Source organism: Neobacillus sp. NRS-1170 (genome assembly GCF_050468025.1).
Genome location: NZ_JBITPF010000066.1, coordinates 1 through 17053, shown reverse-complemented (window position 1 = coordinate 17053; position 17053 = coordinate 1). Strand labels below are relative to the sequence as shown.

At 40.4% G+C, this 17053-nt stretch carries 15 protein-coding genes; all 15 read left to right on the top strand.

The features are described from left to right. Window positions 1–30: 30 nt before the first annotated feature. Entirely contained in the window at window positions 31–2709 is a 2679-nt protein-coding gene (locus ACIFOT_RS24095; protein WP_430068866.1) for a calcium-translocating P-type ATPase, SERCA-type, read from the top strand. A 102-nt stretch (window positions 2710–2811) separates the two neighbouring features. Then, window positions 2812–3687: a YicC/YloC family endoribonuclease gene (locus ACIFOT_RS24090; RefSeq protein ID WP_430068863.1), complete on the top strand. Its 876-nt coding sequence runs from the start codon at window positions 2812–2814 to the stop codon at window positions 3685–3687. Between the two features lie 60 nt (window positions 3688–3747). Then, complete coding sequence (remA, locus tag ACIFOT_RS24085; protein WP_223588583.1) at window positions 3748–4011, top strand: extracellular matrix/biofilm regulator RemA; 264 nt, start codon at window positions 3748–3750, stop codon at window positions 4009–4011. 11 nt (window positions 4012–4022) lie between these two features. Beyond that, window positions 4023–4637: a guanylate kinase gene (gmk, locus tag ACIFOT_RS24080; RefSeq protein ID WP_430068860.1), complete on the top strand. Its 615-nt coding sequence runs from the start codon at window positions 4023–4025 to the stop codon at window positions 4635–4637. 1 nt (window position 4638) lies between these two features. After that, window positions 4639–4857 (top strand): DNA-directed RNA polymerase subunit omega, encoded by a 219-nt coding sequence (rpoZ, locus tag ACIFOT_RS24075; protein WP_430068856.1) that lies wholly within the window; start codon window positions 4639–4641, stop codon window positions 4855–4857. Between the two features lie 139 nt (window positions 4858–4996). Beyond that, window positions 4997–6205, top strand: coding sequence for a bifunctional phosphopantothenoylcysteine decarboxylase/phosphopantothenate--cysteine ligase CoaBC (coaBC, locus tag ACIFOT_RS24070; RefSeq protein WP_430068853.1), 1209 nt, complete (start codon window positions 4997–4999; stop codon window positions 6203–6205). 1 nt (window position 6206) lies between these two features. Further along, window positions 6207–8618, top strand: coding sequence for a primosomal protein N' (gene priA, locus ACIFOT_RS24065; protein ID WP_430068851.1), 2412 nt, complete (start codon window positions 6207–6209; stop codon window positions 8616–8618). 55 nt (window positions 8619–8673) lie between these two features. Then, the gene (gene def, locus ACIFOT_RS24060; protein WP_430068848.1) at window positions 8674–9159 is read left to right on the top strand and encodes a peptide deformylase; all 486 of its coding nucleotides are present in this window, start codon (window positions 8674–8676) and stop codon (window positions 9157–9159) included. After that, window positions 9156–10100, top strand: coding sequence for a methionyl-tRNA formyltransferase (fmt, locus tag ACIFOT_RS24055; protein WP_430068845.1), 945 nt, complete (start codon window positions 9156–9158; stop codon window positions 10098–10100). Before def ends, fmt begins: the two co-directional genes overlap by 4 nt. A gap of 1 nt (window position 10101) precedes the next feature. Further along, entirely contained in the window at window positions 10102–11451 is a 1350-nt protein-coding gene (gene rsmB, locus ACIFOT_RS24050) for a 16S rRNA (cytosine(967)-C(5))-methyltransferase RsmB (RefSeq protein WP_430068842.1), read from the top strand. 3 nt (window positions 11452–11454) lie between these two features. Further along, on the top strand, window positions 11455–12546 hold the full coding sequence (rlmN, locus tag ACIFOT_RS24045) for a 23S rRNA (adenine(2503)-C(2))-methyltransferase RlmN (protein ID WP_430068839.1): 1092 nt from the start codon (window positions 11455–11457) through the stop codon (window positions 12544–12546). A 6-nt stretch (window positions 12547–12552) separates the two neighbouring features. Beyond that, complete coding sequence (locus ACIFOT_RS24040; protein WP_430068837.1) at window positions 12553–13302, top strand: Stp1/IreP family PP2C-type Ser/Thr phosphatase; 750 nt, start codon at window positions 12553–12555, stop codon at window positions 13300–13302. Window positions 13303–13308: 6 nt separating this feature from the next. Beyond that, the gene (gene pknB, locus ACIFOT_RS24035) at window positions 13309–15288 is read left to right on the top strand and encodes a Stk1 family PASTA domain-containing Ser/Thr kinase (RefSeq protein WP_430068834.1); all 1980 of its coding nucleotides are present in this window, start codon (window positions 13309–13311) and stop codon (window positions 15286–15288) included. A 96-nt stretch (window positions 15289–15384) separates the two neighbouring features. Further along, window positions 15385–16266: a ribosome small subunit-dependent GTPase A gene (rsgA, locus tag ACIFOT_RS24030; RefSeq protein ID WP_430068831.1), complete on the top strand. Its 882-nt coding sequence runs from the start codon at window positions 15385–15387 to the stop codon at window positions 16264–16266. 2 nt (window positions 16267–16268) lie between these two features. Continuing rightward, window positions 16269–16913 carry a ribulose-phosphate 3-epimerase gene (gene rpe / locus ACIFOT_RS24025; RefSeq protein WP_430068828.1) on the top strand — a complete coding sequence of 215 codons (645 nt, stop codon included), beginning with the start codon at window positions 16269–16271 and terminating at the stop codon, window positions 16911–16913. Window positions 16914–17053 lie beyond the last annotated feature (140 nt).

The window sequence follows — 17053 nt, the reverse complement described above, 5'->3', positions numbered from 1 at the left end:
TGTTATACAAGGGGGAAGTGAGATGGTCGGATGAAGTTCCATGAGATGGAGATAAAACAAGTAGAAAAGGCCTTAGAAACCGACTTTTCAACTGGATTATCAAAGGAAGATGCCAAAAGGAGAATCGCAGAGTATGGACTAAACGAATTGGAAGAAGGAGAAAAGCAATCGGCTTTACTCTTATTTTTTAGTCAATTTAAAGATTTTATGGTCTTAGTGCTGCTTGCAGCGACCCTGATTTCCGGATTGTTAGGTGAATATATTGACGCAATTGCCATTATAGCAATCGTGATCATAAATGGCTTTCTTGGATTTTTCCAGGAAAGGCGGGCGGAAAAATCGCTAGAGGCATTAAAGGAATTGTCCGCGCCGCAAGTTTCAGTCCTCAGAGAGGGCCAGTGGATTAAATTACCTTCGAAAGAAATTGTCAACGGAGATATTTTAAAGTTCTCAAGCGGTGACCGGATTGGCGCCGACGTACGAATCATTGAATCAAAAAGCTTAGAAATTGAAGAATCAGCACTTACTGGTGAGTCAGTGCCTGTTTCCAAGCATATAGAGAGTTTAACGAATCCTAACCCTGGTATTGGGGATATGGAGAATATTGCCTTTATGGGAACGATGATAACCAGGGGAAGCGGAATCGGGGTTGTCATTGCAACAGGTATGAAAACGGCAATGGGGCAAATTGCTAATTTACTGCAGAATGCGGAATCACAAGAAACACCACTCCAGCGCCGATTGGAGCAGCTTGGAAAAATATTGATAACAGTTGCCCTAGCTTTGACCGTGCTTGTAGTGGCGGTCGGTGTAATCCAGGGACATGACATCTACACGATGTTTTTAGCTGGAGTATCCTTGGCAGTTGCGGCTATACCGGAAGGATTGCCTGCTATTGTGACGGTAGCCTTATCTCTTGGTGTGCAAAAAATGATAAAGAAAAATGCCATTGTCAGGAAGCTGCCTGCGGTCGAAACACTTGGCTGTGCTTCGGTTATTTGTTCCGATAAAACGGGAACCATGACGCAAAACAAAATGACGGTTACCCACTTATGGAGCGGGGGAAATACCTGGACAGTAGATGGAGTGGGCTATCAGCCGCAAGGGAATTTTTATCGGAATGATAGAACCGTTCACCCAAAAGACGAGCGAGCCCTGCAGCAAATGCTGATTTTCGGAATGCTGTGCAATCATTCGGATTTAGTAATGAAGGATGATGATTACATTCTTGACGGGGATCCAACTGAAGGAGCATTGCTCGTTAGTGCAATGAAAGCAGGCTTTGCAAGAAAGAAGTTATTAGATGAATTTACTATCATTAACGAATTTCCGTTTGATTCGGCCAGAAAAATGATGAGTATTCACGTAAAGGACAAACAGGGGCGGCATTTCATCGTCACGAAAGGAGCGCCTGATGTCATTTTAGGAATTAGTGAATCCATTCTTTGGGACGAGCGGACTCAATATTTAAATAAGGAGACGCAAGTAAAGGTCCAAGATGCTATTAATGGACTTGCCTCTCAGGCACTGCGGACAATCGCCATTGCCTTTAAGCCCGTTTCAGCCAATACACTTATCTTAAGTGAAAAGGAAGCAGAGAAAAAATTAACTTTTATCGGTGTTCAGGGAATGATCGATCCGCCAAGACCTGAGGTTAAAGCAGCCGTAAAAGAATGTAAAGAAGCTGGAATAAAAACGGTGATGATTACCGGAGACCATGTTATCACAGCAAAAGCGATTGCTTCACAGTTAGGAATCCTTACGAAGAAAAGCAAGGTTCTTGAAGGGAAAGCATTGTCTGATATGTCCGTTGAGGAGCTCGAGGACATCGTCGAGGATGTATCAGTCTTTGCCAGGGTTTCACCAGAACATAAATTGAAAATTGTAAAAGCCTTGCAAAATAGAGGGCATATAGTTGCAATGACAGGCGACGGGGTAAACGATGCGCCTGCTATCAAAGCAGCAGATATTGGTGTGGCCATGGGGATAACCGGGACTGATGTAGCGAAAGAAGCTTCGGCACTTGTCTTATTGGATGATAATTTTGCTACGATTAAAGCAGCCATTAAAGAAGGCCGAAATATCTACGAGAATATTCGAAAGTTTGTCCGCTATTTGCTGGCCTCCAATGTCGGTGAAATATTGGTCATGTTGTTTGCGATGATCTTAGCACTGCCTTTGCCGTTAGTACCTATTCAAATTCTTTGGGTAAATTTGGTGACTGATGGATTGCCAGCCATGGCCCTAGGTCTTGACCGCCCGGAAGAAAATGTGATGAAGCGGAGGCCGCGGAGCCCGAATGAAGGGGTCTTTTCCCGCGGGTTGGGATGGAAGGTTGTTTCTCGTGGATTTCTGATTGGTCTTGTGACCTTACTTGCCTTTATCGTTGTTTATCATAATGATCCAAGCCAATTGAAATATGCACAAACGGTAGCTTTTGCGACACTTGTTATGGCACAGTTAATCCATGTTTTTGATTGCCGCAGCGAAAAATCAGTACTATCAAGAAACCCGTTTGGAAATAAATATTTAGTATGGGCAGTCATTTCTTCTCTAGCCCTCATGTTTGTGGTTATTTACTATCCGCCATTGCAGCCAATTTTCCATACGCTGCCGATCGCGGCAAAAGACTGGCTGCTGATTGTCGGGTTATCATCAATACCAACTTTTTTACTAGCCGGATCATTTTTGTTAAGAAAAACAAAATAAAGTATGTTATAATCCAAAAGGTAATAGAATCCCTCTATTACCTTTTGTGTTTATTCTAGTTTATAGAACCGATCATTTTTTCAAAGATTGGATGTGCAACTGATGGTAATAAGTATGACAGGCTTTGGAAGAGGGAAGGCTGATTCAGGTTCATTCTCAGTGAACGTTGAGGTAAAAACGGTAAATCATCGTTTTTGTGAAATGAATATTCGCATGCCAAGACAGCTTTTAAAAATAGAAGATAAAATCAAGAAGAGGCTCAATCAGCAAATTCGCCGTGGAAGAGTAGAAGTTTATGTAAGCTTAGAGGGCGAGGGTGCTGTAACCAGGAAACTCCATGTTGATTGGAACCTAATTGAAGAATATTATCAATTTATCAAGGAAGCACATGGAAAATATGGAATCGAAGGTACTGTAACACTTCAGGATTTGCTAAATCGTAAAGATCTTATACATATTGAAGAAAGTGAAGCTGGGAATGAGGAATTAGAAAATTTAGTCCTTGCCGCAACGGAGGAAGCCGTAATTTTACTAAAACAAATGCGGACTTCAGAAGGGGAAGAAATAAAAAAGGATTTAATTGCTATCATTTCCCAATTAGAATCAATTGTTTTTGAAATTCAGAAATTTGCACCGCTTGTTGTTCAGTCGTTTAAAGAGCGCTTAACAAAAAGAATGGCGGAGTTCGTGAATGGACAATTAGATGAAACGAGGATTTTAACGGAAGTTGCTGTTTTTGCTGATAAGGCTGACATTAATGAGGAAATCACAAGATTAAAAAGTCATATCCAGCAATTTTTGCAAGCCTTAACCGAACAGGAACCCATCGGCAGAAAACTGGATTTTCTTGTTCAGGAGATGAACAGAGAAGCAAATACAATTGGATCGAAGGCAAATGATTCAAATATTGCCAAAATGGTTGTTGAAATGAAAAGCTTACTCGAGAAGTTAAAAGAGCAGGTTCAAAATATCGAATAGGCCTTGTTTAGAAACAGTATGACACGGCCAAAATATATTATTGATGATTGGATGATTACCATGTCGATTAAGTTAATTAATATTGGATTTGGAAATATCGTTTCGGCAAATCGAATTATTTCCATTGTAAGCCCGGAATCTGCTCCTATAAAAAGAATCATTCAAGATGCCAGGGATCGGGGGTCTTTGATAGACGCAACATACGGAAGACGTACCCGTGCAGTGATTGTAATGGATAGTGACCATGTCATTTTATCTGCCGTACAGCCAGAAACGGTTGCACATCGGTTAACGGACCGTGATGAATCAATTGAGGAAGGGTAGGATTTTTGCTAATGAAGGAAAAAGGATTATTGATTGTGCTTTCAGGGCCATCCGGTGTTGGTAAAGGAACGGTTCGCAAAGAGATTTTTTCCCATCCGGATACGGCATTTGAGTATTCTATTTCGATGACCACCCGAAAGCCGCGCACTGGTGAAATCGATGGGGTAGATTATTTTTTTAAATCAAGAGAAGAATTTGAAACTTTAATTGAGCAAGGAAAGCTATTGGAGTATGCCGAATTTGTTGGAAATTATTATGGCACTCCTGTTGATTATGTTCGTGAAACCTTGGATGCCGGAAAAGATGTATTTTTGGAAATAGAAGTTAAAGGGGCTCGGCAAGTCCGCGAAAAATTTCCAGAAGGGTTATTCATCTTCTTGATGCCCCCAAGCTTGTCGGAGTTAAAAAACCGGATTGTGACAAGAGGAACTGAAACGGAAGACATTATTCAAAATCGGATGCTGTCTGCCCGAGAAGAAATTGAAATGATGGAATTATACGATTATGTTGTTGAAAATGATCAAGTTGAACTTGCCTGTGAACGGGTTAAAGCTATTGTCATAGCCGAACATTGCCGCAGAGAACGAGTCGAACATCGCTATAAAAAATTACTGGAGGTTGAATAAAATGTTATATCCTTCTATTGATTCATTGCTTGAAAAAATTGATTCAAAATACTCTCTTGTATCGGTTGCCGCGAAGCGTGCCCGCGCGATGTCCCAAGCAAGAGATGAAAGATTACCGAAGTATGTTTCCTATAAACATGTTGGAAAAGCACTAGAGGAAATTTACAGCGGCGAGCTGACTTATCGGATTGCGAAGAAGGCGGAAACAACTGCTGAGTAAAAAATGAAGACTTCAATGAAGGCGTGACTTTGGAAGGGCTAACACCTTAACGGTCAGCCTTTTTTATTTTGAAAAATGGCTTATATTCTAGCATAATGAAAGAGATGAAATGTGTTGGATTAGAAGTGGGGGTTAAAACGTGGTAAATGATAAAAAAATACTATTATGTGTGACCGGAGGTATCGCAGTCTATAAGGCAGCGGCGTTGACCAGTAAGCTAGTACAAGCAGGGGCGCAAGTAAAAGTGATTATAAGCGAATCAGCTTCTAAATTTGTTACACCATTAACCTTTCAGGCATTATCACGAAATGAGGTTTATACTGATACTTTTGACGAAAAAAATCCGCAAGTAATCGCCCATATTGACCTCGCTGACTGGGCGGATCTTATCCTTGTTGCTCCGGCAACAGCTAATACGATTGCAAAACTTGCAAGTGGTATAGCCGATAATATGATTACGACTACACTGCTTGCTGCAACGGCACCAGTCTGGATTGCCCCAGCCATGAATGTACATATGTATGACCATCCGGCGGTGAAAAATAATCTATCGATATTAGCCGAATTCGGCTATCAATTTATTGAACCAAGTGAAGGCTATCTTGCCTGCGGTTACATAGGAAAAGGGCGTCTAGAGGAGCCAGAGAAAATTGTTGAATTGATTCGGGCGTTTTTTACAAACAAAGAAGTGAAACCACTTAGGGGTAAGACAGTTATCGTAACGGCAGGACCCACACGAGAGAAAATTGATCCTGTCCGGTTTATCTCAAACCATTCAAGTGGTAAAATGGGATACGCTCTTGCTGAAGAAGCAAGAAAACAAGGTGCCGAAGTTATTTTAGTTTCAGGGCCCGTTCAAATATCAGCGCCAATTGGCGTAAATTTAGTCAAGGTAGAAAGTGCCGAAGAAATGTACGAGGCTGTCATAAGCCTCTATGATCGTGCAGATATCGTAATTAAAACAGCAGCAGTTGCTGACTATCGCCCTAAGACCACATTTGACCATAAGGTAAAAAAGAAGGCAGGAGACACGAGCATTGAATTAGAGAGAACGAAGGATATATTATTTGAGCTCGGCCAAAGGAAGAAGCATCAATTGCTGATTGGGTTTGCTGCTGAAACAGATAACGTAGAAGAGTATGCACGCAAGAAATTAGCGACGAAAAATGCGGATATGATTGTTGCCAATAATGTCAAAACAGAAGGCGCCGGTTTTGGAACGGATACCAACATTGTTACATTATTCAAACGTGATGGTTCAGTTGCAACATTACCGATGATGACAAAAACAGCGGTGGCCGAAAAAATTATTGAAGAAACGACTTCACTTCTGAAGGATATGAAATGAAATGGAAATTGCTGGTGTAATCGTTGATGTTCCAACTAAACAAACGGATAAATCCTTCGATTATCTGATTCCAGAGCGATGGAGGGAAACAATCCGGCCTGGGATGAGAGTCATTGTTCCGTTTGGACCAAGGAATATTCAAGGTTTTGTTACGGAAATAAAAGCTGAATCAGAATTTAAGCAGCTACGGGAAATCATTGAGCCCATGGATCTGGAGCCCGTTTTAAATCAAGAATTATTAGAGCTTGGAAACTGGTTAACCGAAAATACGCTTTGCTTTAAAATATTCGCCTATCAGGCCATGCTGCCAGCGGCATTAAAAGCCAAATATGAAAAAAAAGTAAAGCTCGCTCCGGGTGTAATATTATCAGATTTACCAGAAGGGCTTCAATCGTATTTTGAACATAAAGGAATGCTGAATTGGGAAGAAGCTTTAAAAAGTGGAATCGTTTCAATTCTTCAACGGGAATCGGCAAAGAGGCATCTCGAGGTTATTTATGAGGTAAAGGAAAGGATCAAGAAAAAACAAGTGAAATATGTTCAACCACTTGTTCCCCCCGATAGATTAAAGGAAGAAATGGACCGTTTGCCTGGTAATGCAGAAAAACAAAAACAAGTGCTGGCCTTTTTTCTAGAACAGAATAAGACAATCGAATTAAACCAACTTGTTGCGAACCTTAAAATCTCATCCGCAACTGTCAAGGCCTTGATTGATAAAAAGCTGCTGACTGAGAGTGAGATGGAGGTGTATCGTGACCCTTATGAAAATCGAATTTTTGAACGGACTCAACCCTTGCCATTAACAGAGGATCAAGCGATGGCCATTACACCGGTTCTGAATGCTATCGAAACAAATAGCCATGACGTATTTTTACTTTATGGTGTAACTGGGAGCGGCAAGACAGAAATATACCTTCAATCGATTCAGCAGGTAATAGAAAAGGGTCAGGAAGCAATTGTTCTTGTCCCGGAAATATCTCTCACACCGCAAATGGTAAATCGGTTTAAAGGAAGATTTGGCGATTTGGTTGCAGTATTGCACAGCGGGTTGTCTGCCGGGGAAAAATATGATGAATGGCGAAAAATTCAGCGTAAAGAAGTAAAGGTGGTGGTCGGAGCGAGGTCAGCCATTTTTGCTCCTTTTGAAAATCTTGGCATCATTATTATTGATGAAGAACATGAGACGAGCTATAAACAAGAGGAAATGCCGCGTTATCATGCCAAGGAAGTGGCAATCGAAAGGGCAAAAACCTATAACTGTCCAGTCGTATTAGGAAGCGCCACTCCGTCTCTCGAATCGTTTGCCAGGTCGCAAAAAAAGGTGTACCAGCTTTTAACGCTTCCAAATCGCATGAATAAGCAGACACTGCCTTCTGTTGAGATCATTGATATGCGGGAAGAGCTTCGTGCAGGGAATCGTTCGATGTTTTCTCGAAAGCTTTTTGAGATGTTAAAAGACCGAATCGAGAAAAAACAGCAGTCTGTTTTATTTTTAAATAAACGCGGACATTCCTCCTTCGTTATGTGCAGGGATTGCGGATATGTGGTTAATTGCCCGAACTGTGACATCTCCCTTACCTACCATCGTGCCGGCGGACAAATGAAATGTCATTACTGTGGTTATGAAACCTATGTCCCAAAGGTCTGTCCTGAGTGCTCAAGTGAGTACATCCGCTATTTTGGAACAGGGACACAAAAGGTTGAGGATGAACTGGGGAAAATATTGCCTGAAGCAAAGGTCATTCGCATGGATGTCGATACAACTGGGAAAAAAGGGTCGCATGAACGGTTACTAAAGGACTTTCAGGATGGGAAGGCCGATATTTTACTAGGGACCCAAATGATTGCCAAAGGGTTAGATTTTCCCAATATAACACTTGTAGGGGTTCTTTCCGCCGATACGATGCTCCATTTACCGGATTTTAGATCCTCGGAAAAAACATTCCAATTGTTAACACAAGTCAGCGGAAGGGCTGGCCGGCATCAATTGCCTGGTGAAGTAATTATTCAAACCTATACCCCTGAGCATTATAGTATCGAACTTGCCGGTAAGCAAGATTATGACCTTTTTTATCAACGTGAAATGATGATTCGAAAAATGCATCATTATCCGCCCTTTTATTATCTGTCATTGATAACTGTCAGTCATGAGCAGCTTATGACTGTCGTATCAGCGACGGAAAATATCGTGAACTATGTCCGTTCACAGGTTTCAAGAGAAGCAGTTGTACTTGGGCCGGCAGCATCGCCAATACCAAGGATAAATAATAGATATCGCTATCAATGTCTGATAAAATACAAGCGGGAACCGAACCTGAGTGCGGCACTAAAAATTGTTCTTGACCAGCATCAAAAAGATGCAGTAAAAGGGCTTCAGGTTTCGATTGACGTAAATCCGTTTATCTTAATGTAATAGTGGCGAAAATAAAATAAAAACCATAACCATGATAAATATTGGAGGAAAAGCTTTGGCAATACGAAAAATTGTGACTCATCCTGCCGAAATTCTCGAGCAAAAATGCCAGGAAGTAGACAAGTTTGATCGAAAGCTGGCGAAATTACTTGATGATATGTACGACACGATGATTGAATATGATGGGGTAGGACTTGCCGCCCCCCAAATTGGTTTAAATGCTAGAATTGCTATCGTTGATATTGATGATGAATTAGGAACCATTGAAATGATTAATCCTCGGATTTTATCTACCTCAGGAGAGCAAACAGGACCAGAAGGATGTCTAAGCTTTCCAGGATTATATGGTGAAGTTACCAGGCCAAATTATGTAAAAATAGAAGCTCTCGATCGGAAAGGGAGACAATACACTCTTGAAGCAGAGGAATTTCTTGCAAGAGCCATTCAACATGAAATCGACCATCTTGACGGGATTCTATTCACCACAAAAGTATCGAGATATCTTGAGGAAGATGAGTTAAAAGGAGTAGAAAGTGAATGACCAAGATTGTTTTTATGGGGACACCCGATTTTTCCGTTCCCGTACTTAGACAAATACTAGCGGATGGGTATGAGGTAATTGGTGTTGTGACCCAGCCAGATCGGCCGGTAGGAAGAAAAAAAGTTTTAACACCTCCTCCAGTAAAGGTGGAAGCCTTAAAACAAGGAATTCCCGTCTTTCAGCCGGAAAAAATCCGTCAGGAAGAAGAGCTTCAAAAGATCCTCTCACTAAACCCAGATTTAATTGTTACGGCTGCTTTTGGTCAAATTCTGCCAAAGAAGCTGTTAGAAGCCCCTGCTCATGGCTGTATTAATGTTCATGCTTCCCTTCTTCCAGAATTGCGCGGCGGAGCGCCAATCCACTATGCGATTATTCAAGGGAAAAAGAAAACAGGAATAACCATCATGTATATGGCAGAGAAGCTAGATGCAGGAGATATTTTAACGTCAGTCGAAGTACCCATCGCGGAAGATGACAATGTTGGTACGCTCCATGATAAGTTAAGTAAGGCGGGAGCAAAGCTTCTCTCAGAAACATTACCATTATTATTAGATGGAAAACTTAAACCAATTCCGCAAAATGATGCAGAAGCGACTTTTGCTGCTAACATTAAACGGGAACAGGAAAAGATTGACTGGGGAAAAACCGGGGAAGATATATATAATCATATTCGGGGGTTAAACCCTTGGCCTGTTGCTTTTAGCACGATGGATGGACAAGTATTAAAAATTTGGCGTGCCGAAAAGGTATTTGGTTTAAAGAGCCAAGTGCCTGGAACCATAGTAAATATAGAATCAGATGGTATTACAGTGAGTTCTGGGAATGATACCTCTATAAAAATTCTTGAACTTCAGCCTTCCGGAAAAACGAAAATGATGAGTGAACAATTTTTAAGAGGAGCAGGTTCAAAAATTTCAATAGGCAGCATACTGGGAGATTAATATGACATCAAAGAAAAACAATGTTCGCGAAACCGCTATGGATCTTTTGACATCCATTGAGAAAAATCATTCATATAGCAATTTGCTACTAAACACCACCATTGTAAAAAATGAATTATCTCCTAAAGATGTCGGATTACTAACTGAATTGACATATGGTACATTGCAAAGAAGAATGGCCCTGGATTACTTTTTAAAGCCATTTATCAAAGATAACAAGAAATTAGCGGATTGGATTCATCATTTACTCAGAATGACTCTTTATCAAATGGTTTATCTTGATAAAATTCCTGATCGAGCTGCAATCTTTGAGGCCGTAGAAATTGCTAAAAAACGCGGACATAAAGGGATTGCCAGTTTAGTAAACGGAGTGCTCCGCAGCATTCAAAGAGAAGGAATCCCTGCATTAAGTGACGTGGCTGATCCAATTGAACGTCTTTCACTCGAAACTAGCCACCCACTTTGGCTTGTGAATAGATGGGTGAATCAATTTGGTTATGATAAAACAAAAGAAATGTGTGAAATTAACTTAACGGCGCCAATGCAAACAGCACGAGTTAATCTTACAAAAATTTCTCGAGATGAATGTGTTTCAATCCTTGAGGAAGATGGGTTTCAAATCGAAAAAAGCCCAATCATTCCTGAGGCGATCAGGTCATTAAAGGGAAACTTAGCTTCTACCATTGCCTTTAAATATGGAATGTTAACGATACAAGACGAGAGCTCAATGCTCTCCACCTATGCATTAGGTGCAACAGAAGGAGAATCTATCCTTGATGCTTGTGCAGCCCCTGGCGGAAAAAGTACGCATATTGCTGAAAGGTTGAATAATACTGGTGAAGTGATTTCAGTTGATCTTCACCAGCACAAAGTGAAATTGATCAATGAAAATGCACGCCGTTTAGGGTTATCAAATATAAAAACAAATGTCTCTGATTCAAGACATTTACAAGAAAAGTTTAATGATGAATCCTTTCATCGAATTCTACTCGATGCACCTTGCTCTGGCCTTGGGGTGATGAGAAGAAAACCAGATATGAAATATACGAAAACCGAAAAAGATTTAGAACGGTTAAGTACCATTCAACAAAATCTGTTAACATCCGTTGCACCTTTATTGAAAAAAGGCGGCATTCTGGTATATAGTACATGCACTGTTGATAAGGAAGAAAATGAAAATACAGTCAAAACATTTTTAGAAAATAATACGGAATTCGAAGGGGATCTTTCTTTTAAAAATAGGATGCCTGAAGCCGTCCAGCCGTTGATTACAGGTTTTGATTTACAAATTTTCCCTCAGGATTTTGGGTCTGATGGATTTTATATTGCAGCATTAAGAAAGAAGGGGTAAGTGTTGGAACAATTAAACACAACTGAGACAAACGCAACAATAGAAGAAAAACTGCGCTCTATTTATTCATTAGAGCTTCATGAATTAAAGGAATGGCTGTCGGAGAATGGTGAAAAGCCATTTCGGGCTGAGCAGATTTTTGATTGGCTTTATAAAAAAAGAATTACCTCTTTTGAGGATATGAGTAATGTTTCTAAAGGCCTTCGTGACAAACTATCAAGCCATTTTCAACTTACACCCTTAAAGACGGTCATCCAACAAACTTCATCCGATGGCACAATTAAGTTTCTCTTTGAGCTTCATGATGGCTATTCAATCGAAACCGTTCTCATGCGCCATGATTATGGAAATTCGGTGTGTGTAACAACACAGGTTGGCTGCAGAATTGGCTGTACCTTCTGTGCTTCAACCCTAGGTGGTTTGAAAAGACATCTCGAGGCAGGGGAAATTGTAGCGCAAGTGGTCAAAGTTCAGCAAGCCCTTGATGAAACGGAAGAGCGTGTAAGTTCTGTTGTCATTATGGGGATAGGGGAACCGTTCGATAACTACGATAATATGCTTTCATTTTTAAAAATTATTAATCATGATAAAGGGCTGAATATCGGTGCCCGCCATATTACCGTCTCGACTAGCGGAATCATTCCGAAGATTTATCAATTTGCTGATGAAAATATGCAAATCAATTTCGCGATTTCACTGCATGCTCCAAATACAGAAATAAGATCAAGGCTGATGCCGATCAACAAAGCCTATAAACTTGATGACTTAATGAAAGCAGTGCGGTATTATATCGATAAGACAGGAAGGCGCATAAGCTTTGAATATGGTCTTTTTGGCGGTGTAAATGATTCAACTGAGCATGCTGAGGAATTAGCAGTCCTATTAAAAGGAATTAAATGCCACGTGAATCTTATACCGGTAAATTATGTACCCGAAAGAGATTATGTCCGAACACCAAAAGACAAAATTTTTGCTTTTGAAAAAACCCTAAAGAAACGTGGAATTAATGTGACAATTCGCCGAGAGCACGGTCATGATATTGATGCAGCATGTGGACAACTTCGTGCAAAGGAGCGGAAGGAAGAGACGAGGTGACAGATAGTGAAGGCTGTTTTTAAAACGGACCAAGGAAGAGTTCGCCAAAATAACGAAGATAATGGTGGAACTTTTGTCAATCGGGACGGACATCGCCTGGCCATTGTAGCAGATGGTATGGGCGGTCACCGTGCCGGTGATGTTGCAAGTAAAATGACCGTTACATATTTACAGGAAAAATGGGAGCAGACTATAGGGTTAACTACTGCTGATCAAGCTGAAGAATGGTTGAAAGCAAACATCCTTGAGGTTAATCGATTGTTGTATGAACATGCTAGGAGCAATGAGGAATGTGAAGGGATGGGTACAACAATTGAAGCGGTAATTGCTACAGACAATTTTACATCGATTGCACATGTTGGCGATTCTCGCTGCTACATTTTAAATGATACCGGCTTTCAACAGCTAACGGAAGACCATACCTGGGTTAATGAATTAGTCCGTACAGGACAAATTTCGAAAGAGGATGCGGAGCATCATCCAAGGAAAAATTGGATATTACGAGCCTTAGGGACTGAACAGGATGTAAAGATTGATATTAAAACCATTATGTTCGAGGAAGGAGACTATCTCCTTATTTGCTCAGATGGGCTATCAAATAAAGTTAGTGACACAGAAATGGTTCAAATCCTTCAGAATGAAACTACGCTTGAACAAAAAGCTCAATCACTCATTATCATGGCAAATGATAATGGCGGTGAAGACAACATTACCCTAATCATTCTAGAGTTTGCTAATGAAAATGAAAGAGGGTGATGAAAAATGATCATTGGGAAAAGAATAAGCGGCCGCTATAAAATCCTCGAAATGATTGGCGGAGGCGGTATGGCAAATGTATATCTAGCCCATGATATGATTTTAGATAGAGATGTTGCCGTAAAAATGCTTCGGCTTGATTTTGTAAATGATGAGGAGTTTATTAAACGCTTTCATAGAGAGGCTCAATCAGCTACTAGTCTTGCTCACCCGAATATAGTTAGCATTTACGATGTTGGTGAAGAGGATTCCCTATATTATATTGTTATGGAATATGTAAATGGGCAAACCTTAAAACAATACATACAGCAGCAATCACCACTTCGAGTGGAAGAAGCGCTAGACATAATGATGCAATTAACATCTGCCATTTCCCATGCACATCAAAATCATATTATCCATCGTGATATAAAGCCTCATAATATTTTAATTGACCGAGAGGGATACGTGAAAATTACTGATTTTGGTATCGCAATGGCACTCAGTGCAACAAGCATCACGCAGACAAATTCCGTCCTGGGTTCTGTCCATTATTTATCACCTGAGCAAGCCCGCGGGGGAATGGCCAATCGAAAATCAGATATTTATTCTTCGGGGATTGTTATGTTTGAGCTATTGACAGGCCGGCTTCCGTTTTCAGGGGAATCCGCCGTTTCGATTGCTTTGAAGCATCTGCAATCAGAAACACCTTCTGTAAGAAGGTGGAACCCAAAAATTCCGCAAAGTGTCGAAAATATTGTTCTAAAGGCAACTGCCAAAGATCCATTCCATCGCTATAACTCTGTTGATGAAATGGAGGAGGACTTGCGAACAGCTCTCGACCCTGAGAGGATGGATGAACCTAAATTTTCTATACCGATTGACGACGAGGCAACAAAAGCAATTCCAGTTATCACGAATGATAAGCCGTTAAAAAACCTTGATGAAACGTTAGTTCACAGCAATGAAAAGCCAGTAATTAAACAAGAGAATACAGTAAATAAAGAAAAGAAAACAAGTAAAAAACGGAAAAAGTGGCCGATAATCTTAATATCTACCTTTCTTATCCTTGCCATTCTAGGAATATTAACTTTTACATTTTTACCTGATTTATTGTCTGCAAAGGACGTCAAAGTTCCAGATGTAAGCAGAATGAATGTAGATGACGCGATATCTAAGCTAAAATTAAAAGGACTTGAGGTCAGCGACCAAATTGAAATACCAGATGAGGATATTAAAAAAGGGAAAGTAATTAAAACAGACCCTGAGGCCGGGACCACAGTTAAGGAAAATGCCGGGATTACAATATACATCAGCTCTGGAAAAGAAAAATATGATCTTTCTGATTATGTTGACCGTCAATATGATGATGTGGTCCGTTTATTAGAGCAGGAGAACTTTAAAGCTATCAATAAAGTAGAGAAAAATGACGATAGTGAACCAGGTACTATTTTAAGCCAGAACCCACCTGGAGGTACAAAAGTGGTTCCAGAAGATACTGAATTAGAATTTGAGGTCAGTAAGGGGCCTGAAAAAATTGTCTTAAAGGACCTAACCCAATATAATCTAAAGGGCGCTCAGGATTATGCATCCTTAGTGGGTCTTACCTTAGATGCCTCTCAAGAACAATATGATGAAAATATACCTGCAGGCATGGTTATATCTCAATCACCTGCACAGGGAACCGAATTGAATAAAGGTGACAAGGTTAGGGTCGTTATTTCGAAAGGAAAAGAGCAAAAACCGCCAAAAGAGGTAATTAAAGAAATTACCATCGAATATGAACCACCTTTACCTGGTGAGCCAGGCCAAAAACAAGAGGTCATAATCTATATAGAGGATATGACGCACAGTATGACTGATCCGGCTGAAAAATTCACCATTACCCAGACGACGAAAAAGCAAATTAAATTGTTGATTCCATACGGAAAAAAGGCCGGCTATAAAGTTATGCGTGATTTGCAGGTTATCGCGGATGAAACGATAAGTTATGATGATACCGAATAATCGATGGGTGCTTCGATTTGCATAAAAATGAGGACACTCGTAAAAATTTTAATAGAAGCAATTGGTTTGGTAAGTTAAAGGGCAAGGAGTGTGACTATGCCTGAAGGAAAAATTGTTAAGGCGTTAAGTGGTTTTTATTATGTTCTTCATAATGATGAGTTAATTCAATGCCGTGGCAGAGGGGTTTTCAGAAAGAATAAAGTAACCCCTCTGGTTGGAGATGAGGTTGTTTTTCAAGCTGAAAATGAATTGGAAGGCTATATTCTTGAAGTAAAAGAACGGAAAAATGAATTGGTCCGTCCGCCAATAGCGAATGTCGATCAGGCCATCCTTGTTTTTTCAGCTGTAGAACCAGATTTCAGTACTGTGCTTTTAGACCGATTTCTTGTTTTGGTTGAATTTAATCATATTGAGCCGCTTATTTGTATTACCAAAATGGATTTGACCAACAGTGAACAAAACAATTTAATTAGTGAATACGCAGCAGAATATCAGGCTGCTGGTTATGAAGTCATTCTTACATCTTCAGAAACAGAAACAGGAATTGAACAACTAAATCCGCACCTTGAAAATAAAATTTCTGTTTTTGCCGGGCAGTCTGGAGTGGGGAAGTCCTCATTACTGAATGTTCTTAGACCCGATCTTGAATTAAAAACAAATGATATCTCATCACATTTAGGTCGAGGGAAGCATACGACAAGGCATGTGGAGCTCATTGAAATTGGAAATGGTCTTGTTGCCGATACACCAGGATTTAGCTCCTTGGAATTTATTAATATTGAAGCAGAGGATTTAACATCCTGCTTTCCGGAATTACAGCGGGCAAGTGAAAATTGTAAATTTCGCGGCTGCCTCCATATCAGTGAACCTAAATGCGGTGTGAAGCAAGCTGTTGAATCTGGGGAAATTCCAGCATATCGTTATGAACATTATGTTGATTTCCTCCAAGAAATAAAAGATAGAAAGCCGAGGTACTAAACATGGTGAAAATAGCACCTTCAATTCTTTCAGCCGATTTTTCAAAATTGGGGGAAGAGATTATAGCAGTTGAAAAAGGAGGAGCAGACTACATACATGTTGATGTTATGGATGGCCATTTTGTTCCCAATATTACTATTGGACCGCTCATTGTTGAGGCCATTCGTCCCATTACTAAACTGCCGCTTGATGTGCATTTAATGATTGAAAATCCTGATCAATATATTGAGGCTTTTGCCAAGGCAGGAGCAGATTATATCACAGTCCATGTGGAAGCTTGCCGTCATTTGCACAGAACCATTCAAGCTATTAAATCGTTAGGTATAAAGGCAGGGGTGGTCTTAAATCCAGCTACACCAGTTGAAACGATCCAACATATCATTGGGGATATTGATATGGTATTATTAATGTCTGTTAATCCTGGGTTTGGAGGACAAAAATTCATTCCAGAAGTCCTTCCAAAAATAAGAAAAGTGAAAGAAATGGCTGAGCAAAAAGGTTTAAGTATCGAGATTGAAATCGATGGTGGTGTAAATCCGGAAACCGCAAAACAATGTATGGAAGCAGGGGCCAATGTATTAGTTGCAGGCTCCGCAATCTACAATGAAAGTGATTACGCAAAAGCCATCTCATTAATAAGAGGATAATAAAAGACAAGCCGGCTCATTTCAGTCGGCTTTTTGCTTATTGTAAGGCTTTGTAAATGATTTTTAACACGGTTGATTGGAGCGGAAGGCACGAAGACTCCTGCGGGAGTACGGGGCAGGGGAGACCCCGCAGGCGCCAA

Bases quoted from the DNA above. Each gene is read 5' to 3' on its own strand.
- rpoZ (WP_430068856.1), top strand. From the start codon at position 4,639: ATGTTATATCCTTCTATTGATTCATTGCTTGAAAAAATTGATTCAAAA.
- pknB (WP_430068834.1), top strand. From the start codon at position 13,309: ATGATCATTGGGAAAAGAATAAGCGGCCGCTATAAAATCCTCGAAATG.
- fmt (WP_430068845.1), top strand. From the start codon at position 9,156: ATGACCAAGATTGTTTTTATGGGGACACCCGATTTTTCCGTTCCCGTA.
- rpe (WP_430068828.1), top strand. From the start codon at position 16,269: ATGGTGAAAATAGCACCTTCAATTCTTTCAGCCGATTTTTCAAAATTG.
- priA (WP_430068851.1), top strand. From the start codon at position 6,207: ATGGAAATTGCTGGTGTAATCGTTGATGTTCCAACTAAACAAACGGAT.
- remA (WP_223588583.1), top strand. From the start codon at position 3,748: ATGTCGATTAAGTTAATTAATATTGGATTTGGAAATATCGTTTCGGCA.
- gmk (WP_430068860.1), top strand. From the start codon at position 4,023: ATGAAGGAAAAAGGATTATTGATTGTGCTTTCAGGGCCATCCGGTGTT.
- rsgA (WP_430068831.1), top strand. From the start codon at position 15,385: ATGCCTGAAGGAAAAATTGTTAAGGCGTTAAGTGGTTTTTATTATGTT.
- ACIFOT_RS24090 (WP_430068863.1), top strand. From the start codon at position 2,812: ATGGTAATAAGTATGACAGGCTTTGGAAGAGGGAAGGCTGATTCAGGT.
- rsmB (WP_430068842.1), top strand. From the start codon at position 10,102: ATGACATCAAAGAAAAACAATGTTCGCGAAACCGCTATGGATCTTTTG.
- ACIFOT_RS24095 (WP_430068866.1), top strand. From the start codon at position 31: ATGAAGTTCCATGAGATGGAGATAAAACAAGTAGAAAAGGCCTTAGAA.